The 7999-nt window shown below is 68.2% G+C and carries 7 protein-coding genes and 1 pseudogene; 4 read left to right on the top strand and 4 right to left on the bottom strand.

Translation table 11 applies throughout. The annotated features are described in order from the left end of the window. Window positions 1-195: 195 nt before the first annotated feature. Both KBX37_RS32595 and KBX37_RS32590 read left to right on the top strand, forming a co-directional pair. Window positions 196-1361 (top strand): IS3 family transposase gene (locus tag KBX37_RS32595; RefSeq protein WP_210779678.1). Its coding sequence is split into 2 segments (ribosomal slippage): window positions 196-469 and window positions 469-1361, totalling 1167 coding nucleotides; the frame shifts between segments, so codons are not numbered across the junction. Window positions 1362-1677: 316 nt separating this feature from the next. After that, the gene (locus KBX37_RS32590) at window positions 1678-1899 is read left to right on the top strand and encodes a hypothetical protein (RefSeq protein WP_210779677.1); all 222 of its coding nucleotides are present in this window, start codon (window positions 1678-1680) and stop codon (window positions 1897-1899) included. Window positions 1900-2196: 297 nt separating this feature from the next. Here the strand turns inward: KBX37_RS32590 and KBX37_RS32585 are convergent, their stop codons facing one another. Both KBX37_RS32585 and KBX37_RS32580 read right to left on the bottom strand, forming a co-directional pair. After that, window positions 2197-2460, bottom strand: coding sequence for a hypothetical protein (locus KBX37_RS32585; RefSeq protein ID WP_210779676.1), 264 nt, complete (start codon window positions 2458-2460; stop codon window positions 2197-2199). A 780-nt stretch (window positions 2461-3240) separates the two neighbouring features. After that, window positions 3241-4317 carry a DMT family transporter gene (locus tag KBX37_RS32580; protein ID WP_210779675.1) on the bottom strand — a complete coding sequence of 359 codons (1077 nt, stop codon included), beginning with the start codon at window positions 4315-4317 and terminating at the stop codon, window positions 3241-3243. Between KBX37_RS32580 and KBX37_RS32575 the strand changes: the two genes are divergently transcribed. After that, complete coding sequence (locus tag KBX37_RS32575) at window positions 4316-5722, top strand: PLP-dependent aminotransferase family protein (protein ID WP_210779674.1); 1407 nt, start codon at window positions 4316-4318, stop codon at window positions 5720-5722. The genes KBX37_RS32580 and KBX37_RS32575 overlap by 2 nt on opposite strands. 281 nt (window positions 5723-6003) lie before the next feature. Here KBX37_RS32575 and KBX37_RS32570 read toward each other — a convergent pair whose 3' ends face one another. Further along, on the bottom strand, window positions 6004-6462 hold the full coding sequence (locus tag KBX37_RS32570) for an SRPBCC family protein (protein ID WP_210779673.1): 459 nt from the start codon (window positions 6460-6462) through the stop codon (window positions 6004-6006). Window positions 6463-6543: 81 nt separating this feature from the next. Then, window positions 6544-6747, bottom strand: a complete 204-nt coding sequence (locus tag KBX37_RS32565; RefSeq protein ID WP_210779672.1) for a hypothetical protein — start codon at window positions 6745-6747, stop codon at window positions 6544-6546. Window positions 6748-7125: 378 nt separating this feature from the next. Between KBX37_RS32565 and KBX37_RS32560 the strand changes: the two are divergent. Then, window positions 7126-7896: pseudogene (locus KBX37_RS32560) on the top strand (transposase); the annotation flags it as partial. Window positions 7897-7999: the final 103 nt, after the last annotated feature.

The following is a 7999-nucleotide window of genomic DNA, read 5'->3' as shown; positions in this document are numbered from 1 at the left end:
GGCACCCGCACACACGCCACCAGACCCGCCTTGCCAATATCGATCGCGCACACCCGCGTAACCAGCTCCACCGGCTCCTCGGTCATCTCCTCCACCGGCCACCACCCTTCAGCCACACATCGACAGGGGGACTGCCCCCGGTTCGGTTGACTCCTGGCCTGTGAGGATGTGCTCCTCGCTGGAAGGATGTCTGTCATGCCGAAAGCGTTCCCCCTGGAGTTCCGGCGCGACGTCGTCGCGGTCGCCCGCAAGGGCGAGGCTCCGATCGCTCAGATCGCGAAGGACTTCGGGATCTCCGAGGCGTGTCTGCACCGCTGGCTCAAGCTCGCCGACGTCGAAGACGGCGTCCGGCCTGGGACCACCAGTCCCGAGTCGGCGGAACTGCGGGAGCTGCGCAGGCGCAACAAGGTCCTGGAGCAGGAGAACGAGATCCTGCGCCGGGCCGCGGCGTACTTCGCCAAGGAGATCTCCCCAAAATGATGTACCCGCTGGTCAGTGACCTGGCCGCGGACGGGATCCCCGTCGCGGTGACCTGCCGGGTGCTGGGCTTCAGCAAGCAGGCCTACTACGCGTGGCGCGCCGAGCCGGTCTCGCAGCGAGACTGGGACGACGCCCACCTGATCAACACCGCCCTCGACATCCACGCCGACGACCCGGCGTTCGGGTACCGGTTCATCGCCGACGAACTACCCGCCCACGGCATCACCGCCGGCCCGAACCGGGTCGCGCGGCTGTGCTCACAACAGCGCATCTGGTCGGTGTTCGCCAAACGCAGAGGCCTCACGCGGCGGGCCGGGCCGCCGGTGCACCACGACCTGGTGCAACGCCGCTTCACCGCCGACGCCCCGGACCGAGTGTGGCTGACCGACATCACCGAACACCCCACCGCCGAGGGCAAGCTCTACCTCTGCGCGATCAAGGACGTGTACTCCGGCCGGATCGTCGGCTACTCCATCGACTCGCGCATGAAGGCCTCCTTGGCCGTGGCGGCGCTGTCCAACGCCACCCGGCTCCGGGACCCGGCTGGCACGATCGACCTCTCCGACAAGGTGTTGCGACGACCGGTTGAATCCGCCCAATTTCGATCCCGAAAGTACGTCAAGGCCCTGGGACGCAACGGATTGGTCGGCTCGATGGGCCGGGTCGGCGCCTGCGGTGACAACGCCGCGATGGAATCGTTCTTCGCCCTGCTGCAACGAAACGTCCTCGACCGGCAACGCTGGCACACCCGCCACGAACTGCGGCTGGCGATCGTGACCTGGATCGAACGCACCTACCACCGCCGCCGACGGCAACGACGCCTCGGACGACTCACCCCGATCGAGTTTGAGACAATCAACCAGCCCGCACACGCGGCCTGAACCACTCAACCCCGCAAGTCAACCAAACCCGGGGCAGTCCCAGGTGGCCACCCGCGGGAACGGTAGGGGGCAGGGACAGAGCCGGACTCGCGCGCTCGAAGCAACAATGCAGGGCCCCTAAGTTCACGCTCCCAGCGTCAGACAAACTGACGGACTCGAAGTTCCAAGGAAGGTCGACGTCGGCGGGCGACCACCGCCGATTTTCACGCACGGCACGGGCGTCGCGACAGAGTCATCGGGGACAAACTGACGGTGCGGGTTCGGTTCCGTCGCCACTCTTCACGCTAGATGTAACACGGCACTGCACTATGTGGTCATGGCAGACCGGCAGGGCCCCCAGCGAGGCGATGACCCGCTTGAGTACATGACCAGCGGCCACCCCAGCCCTTACCTCTTCGAGTCGCAGATGGGGATGCTCGGCCGGATGGGTCGCGGCGGGACACCCAGACGTCGCTTCTTCGCCCGCCTGTTCGCTGCGCTGGCGGTGCTCCCGTTTCTGGTCGGCATCGTCGCGGGCGTCATCCGAATGCTGCACTGATCCTCACCGCAGTGCCGCTTGGCTGTACGGGCCAGCGAGTGCCACCAGGGGCCAAGCCAGGCCGCCCAGGACCGGACCGACCAGCGGCTACCCAGCACGACGACCGATCTTGTCCAATTCCGAAGCTGACAGTCTGGGAGCCACGCATGGGAGCCATCGGGGCGGACGGGACCGGACGGGGCGGGACCAATCGAGTTGCCGAGCGCTTGAGGACTAGGACCAGGCGGACGGAATCGGACGGCCTCGACATGGTCTTGGGAATCTACGGATCAGTGGCCGTACAAGTCGCCTCCTACATCAGCCTGCGGCTGGACCAGGCTCGTCCTCACCTGCGATCAGCCGAGCCGCATCGTCTGCTACCTCCTTCCAGACTGTCAGGCCTTCGGCCTCGAACGCCTCGGCGAGAGCCTCCCGCACCTCTTCCATCGACCCACCATGGGTCAGGCGGGCCTTCGCAAGAGCTGCCTCATACTTCTTCACCCGCGCCTGAATATCTGGCATGGCCTGTTCATATCCGGCCGGCTCCGGCGTCCCGTTCCTCTGGACCATAAGCATCAGCATGCCGGAACCCCTGCGGTACGGAACCTCGTCCGCCGGGCCGCGCGGTAGCTCCTGGCGCGGTGCGGGGCGGCGACCGGCGGGTGCCGGTGGCTCTCGGTCCCGGCCGCGAAGCAGTCCAGGTGCCCTCAGTCCTCATCCAGTCCCTAATAGGTTGGCCCTCGACCGCCGACGCTGAGAGATGCCGAGAGGGGTTTCCGCAGGCCAAGCCGGGTTCGGGCAGGTAGACCGAGGTGGGCAGTTTGATCTCGTAATGCGTAGGTCGACGGTTCGATTCCGTCAGGCGGCTCGGTACAGAAGCCCAGGTCATCGGCCTGGGCTTCGCCGTTTCCCGAGGTCGACAACCTCGCCGCTGGCCGTGCCAGTCTGCAAATAGTCCGCATCCCGCGCCGCGACCGCTTCGTCCAGCCGGTTGGCGAAGGAGCCCCCGGAGAGCAGGTCCTTGCCCTGGCCCACGTCTACCAAGGAACAGCCTTCGTGCAAGTCGGGGACCTCGACTCCGCTACTGCCGCCATCCGGTCGATTCTCGATCTGCCGGCGGACCGCCAAATTTCCTGGATCAAGAAGCGGCTCGACAGGTTCGCGGCGATGCTTCGCGCCGAGCCATACCGAGGGGCAAGCGCGGCGGACGACCTGTACGAAGAGATCCGCAACCTAGGCGGGTAGACGTCCGGCGACGGTCACTGTGATCCGACAACTGATGTGCAACGCAGCTCTGCCAGGTGATGTGCGACAGGTGCCAGTGATCTAGGGGCGTTAGGTTGCCGACGGCGAAGTGTCCTGTCATGCCGAGTTGAGTGTGGCCCGGTCCGTCACGTCGGCAAGTTCAGGGTTTGATGGGTGTGGTCGGCCGCTCGCGGGGGTGCCTTGTGCGGGGAGCGGCCCCGCGCATGGGGGCTGGAAGAGTGCGGTGCATCGCGTCAGCGGTGGCGTCCTGGTCTGTTGTGCGCGCGCGCTGCGGCTGCGCTGAATCAGTACGACGCAGGCCAGCACGACCAGCGCCGCCCCGATCGAGGCAGGGGTGACGGTCTCTCCGAGCAATAGCGCGGACCAGAGCAGGGTGAGTACCGGCTGTGCGAGCTGGATCTGGCCGACCTGGGCGATGCCACCTCGGGCTAGACCTGCGTACCAGGCGAAAAAGCCCAGGAACATGGAGATCACGGTGAGGTATCCGAACGCCGACCAAGCGGCGGCGTCGGCGCGCGGCGGGTGGGCCGAGGCGGCGACGAGCGTGATGAGCAGGGTGACGGGCAGCGAGAGCAGCAGCGCCCAGCAGATCGTCCGGGCACCGCCCAGTTCCCGGGCCAGCGCGCCGCCCTCGGCGTATCCCAGACCACACAGGACGACCGCCGCGAGCAGGAACAGGTCGGCGGCCGACAGTGCGCCGTGCACCGCCCCGCTGGTGATCAGGAAGGCGAGCACCGCCAGTAGCCCGCCGACGCTGGCGACCCAGAACAGCAGCGGAGGGCGCTCGCCGGCCCGCAGTACCGCGAACACGGCGGTCATGGCGGGCAGCACGGCGATGACGACCGCACCGTGAGCAGAGGTCTGGGTAGTCAGTGCCAGCGAGGTGAACAGCGGGAAGCCGACAACGACGCCAACGGCGACAATCGACAGCCGCCGCCACTGGCTCCGGGTGGGTCGCGGCGCGCCGGTGAAACATAGGTACGCCCATGCCAGTAGCGCCGCACCGACGGCCCGACCGAAGGCGACGAACCACGGGTCGAGTTGCTGCACGGCGACGCGGGTGGCGGGCAGCGACATACTGAAGGCGAGCACGCCCAGCGCGCCGAGGCTGAGGCCGATGACCCGATCCGCCGTTACCGTGGTTGCGACAGTAGCGCTACTCTTGTCCTTCATGAGCAACGGTAACGCAGTGGCCCGCGTTATCCAAGATCTGCGCGGGCTCGTGGCCGTCTCGGACCCTGGAACTCGGCTGCCCTCGGTGCGCGAGTTGACCGCCCGGCACCAGGCCTCGCCGGTGACCGTCGCCGAGGCGGTCCGACAGCTGGTGGCGCAAGGGCTGATCGAGACGCGATCGGGGAAGGGCACCTTCGTGGCCGCCCCGCCGGACGAGCGGCGCGCACCCGACCTGTCGTGGCAGACGGTGGCGCTCGGTGCCCGCATATCGGGCGAGGATGAGATGCAGGCGTTACTGGCGTTACCGCAGTCGGGAGCGATTCCGCTGTCTGGCGGCTACCTGGACGCGGATCTGCAGCCGGCTGCGGCGCTCGGCGCCGCGCTCACCCGCGCTGCCCGGCAGCCCGCAGCCTGGCAGCGCGGGCCGGCCGAGGGGCGTGAGGACCTGCGCGCCTGGTTCGCCGGTGAGGCCGGGGCCCGGCTGCGCGCCGACGACATGGTGATCTGCCCGGGCGGGCAGGCGGCGCTGTCATCCGCGTTACGCGCGCTCGCCGCACCCGGCGACACCCTGCTCGTCGAGTCCCCGACTTACCTGGGGGCGCTGGCCACGGCCCGGGCGGCTGGGCTGCGGGTGGTACCAGTGCCCGCCGACGCCGACGGCGTACTCCCTGACCAACTCGCCGCCGCGTTTGCTCGCACCAGGGCGCGACTGTTCTACTGCCAACCGCTCTACGCCAACCCGACCGGTGCGACACTGGCAGCTCACCGCCGAGGCCAGGTCGCCGATGCCATACGCGACGCCGGAGCGTTCCTGATCGAGGACGACTACGCCCGCGACCTCACCATCGACGGAGAAGCCCCGCCACCGCTGGCTGCCGATGACCCAGACGGGCACGTGATCTACCTGCGCTCACTGACCAAGTCCGCCGCTCCCGGCCTACGTGTCGCCGCGATCGGTGCCCGCGGCCCAGCCGGTGCCCGGCTGCGCTCGGCCAGGTTGCTCGACGACTTCTTCGTCGCCGGCCCGCTGCAGCAGGCCACGCTGGAGTTCGTCACCGCCCCGGCCTGGACACGGCACCGCCGCACCCTGCGCACCGCGCTGCGGACCCGGCGCGAGGCGCTGCTGACCGCACTGCGCCAGCACCTGCCGGGACTCGCCCCACCGACGATCCCACGCGGCGGCCTGCACCTGTGGGCCAGCCTGCCCGACAGCACCGACGACGTCGCCCTGACCGCCGCAGCTGCCGCCGAAGGCGTCATCGTCTTCCCCGGCCGCCCGTGGTACGCGGCCGAACCCCCGGCGCCGCACCTGCGCCTGACCTACGCCGCAGCCCCACCCGACCTCATGGACGAGGCCGTCCGCCGCCTCGCTCGCGCCCTCAGACAAGAAACGAAACGTTCGTAGCCTGCCTACTGCGCCAGAGAGTTCGCTGGTATCCGGGAACAAGATCACGTGCACGCTTCTGCCGCCGAGCGTGCGCGATGGTCGTCGGGCACGGCCGTCACTGTCCGTGCCTGCGCCCGAAGCTCGCACCCGGATGCGGTAGCCCGGTCATGCCGATGAGCGCGCACGTTGGCGGAGGCCCGGCGTCGAAGTGATCGAACGGCCGATGGCCGGCGGCGCCGGATTCGGGACGTGCTCCGCTAAACGACGTTGCTCGGCTGATGGCGTTCCGAGGGTGTGGATCAGCGGCGTTCGGCCAGCTCGGCGAGCCGGTCGAGCGAGGCCCGCAGCTTGTCCGCCGTGGTCGCTCTTGCGCGCGGGATGCGCTTCTCATCCGTGAGTTGTGTCCAGTCGTAGGTGTGCGTCACGCGCGTGTGTGATGCGTCGATCGGCTCGAGTACCCACCGCCACAGATGCCCGGGTGTCGGCTGGCCTGGCTCGCTTGGTCGCCACGCGATGCGGCGCTGCTCGACGAACTCGACCACATGGTTCTCGCGGACGCTGCCTGTCGTGATCGTCATGATGAAGACGTCACCGACGGCATGGACTCGCTGCCCGGAAAGCGCCTCGGACAAGTTGTCGTTGCCGTCCCAGCGGGGCTGCTGTGACGGATCGGCGATGAGCTCGAAGATCTCCGCAGCCGTCGCGGCAACATCACGGCTGGCGGTGACGACATGCTCGGATTCATGGAGTCGGGTCACCTTCCCATCGAAGCACGCGACAACCGATTGGTCACCCTCGGGTGTCCTGTCATGCCGCTGAGCACGCGCGACCCCTACCAACTAGACGTGGTCGCAGTACGGAGAGCAACGACGGCCAAGGGCGTGGCCTAGGTCCCGCAGAAGAGTGCCCAGGCGCTCGGCCTCCTCGGCCGTGGGCGGAGTGATGGCTGCGCCGGCCGCGATGTGCTCTCCGGCCTCGTACAGCGCGACGTACAGATCTTCCGCGGTTGCGTGGTCGAGCCGCAGAACGATGTCATCCCGCATGCGCAGACCCTAATCGCACGTCTCGCGGCACCGGTTGGCCAAGGTCGGGTGCGCGGATCTGGTCCCCTCTGTGGAGGGGGGTCTGGAAACCGCGTCGGGCTGACGGCTGACTGTCAGCGGCCGTGTGCAGCAGCGACGAGTCGACCCGGCGACCCTGTCGGCGGTGCTGGGTGATCAGTGGTGAAGGGCGGGCGAAGGGCCAACGGAAGGGGTGAAGCAGAGGCATTGAGAAGGGCTGACAGAAGCTGCAGTGGCTCTGACAGGTCGTGCAGCCTCGGAAGCCTGGGCTTCCCCCGGAGGTGTGGACACCCTGAGAACTCGATCTTGAGTCCAGAGGAAGGGGTGTCCCCGTTGGGGCGTCCATAGAAGTACACGCAAGAGTTCCGGCGCGACGCGGTTGACCTGGTGCGCTCGTCCGGGCGGCCGATCAACGAGGTCGCGCGCGAGTTGGGTATGAGCCATGAGACGCTGCGGAACTGGGTCCGCAAGCACGAGCATCAGACGTCGGGTTCGGTCCTGGTGGCGGCTGGTGGCGGGTTGTCGGTGGCGGACAAGGACGCCGAGATCGCCCGACTGCGTCGGCAGGTCGCCGAGTTGCAGGTCGAGAAGGAGATCCTGCGCACCCACATGCGTACCGACCTCGTCATCAACGCGCTCGACGCGGCCGTCGCCGCCCGCGGTGGCCGGGTCCACGGCGTGATCTTCCACAGCGACCGCGGCGCCCAGGGCAGCGCCGGTTTCGCCGACGCCTGCCACCGCCACGGCGTACGCCGCTCCAGGGGCCGCATCGGCTCATCGTTCGACAACGCACTCGCGGAGGCGTTCTTCGCCACCCTCAAACGCGAACTCGCCGTCGACCATCGACGCTGGAACAGCGAGGCCGACCCCGACGCGACATCTTCCGCTGGATCGCCTTCTACAACCACCGCCGTCGCCACTCCGCCCTCGGCTACCGCAGCCCCGCCGAGTACGAACGAACCCTCGAACCCACTACGCTGCTACCGATCGCGGCATAACCCGGTGTCCACACCCCCGGGGGAAGCCCAGCTCTGCCATCCACACGGCGTGAACGTCGACACGCGGCCCGGCCGACAAGCCGAACAGCGTGTCAACCAACACCGTGAACGGGACTGTACAAATAACGGCTGATCGACCGATCAAGGGAGAGACGCCAGATGACGACCGAGATCACCTCGGGGCAGGAGCCGGCCGTGGAGCCGGTGGGTGCGGTCACGGATGAGCAGTTGATCGC

The sequence above is a fragment of the Micromonospora sp. U56 genome (assembly GCF_018070095.1).
In the GTDB taxonomy this organism is placed as follows: Bacteria; Actinomycetota; Actinomycetes; order Mycobacteriales; family Micromonosporaceae; genus Micromonospora; species Micromonospora purpureochromogenes.
This window is presented reverse-complemented; position numbering and strand designations above follow the sequence as displayed.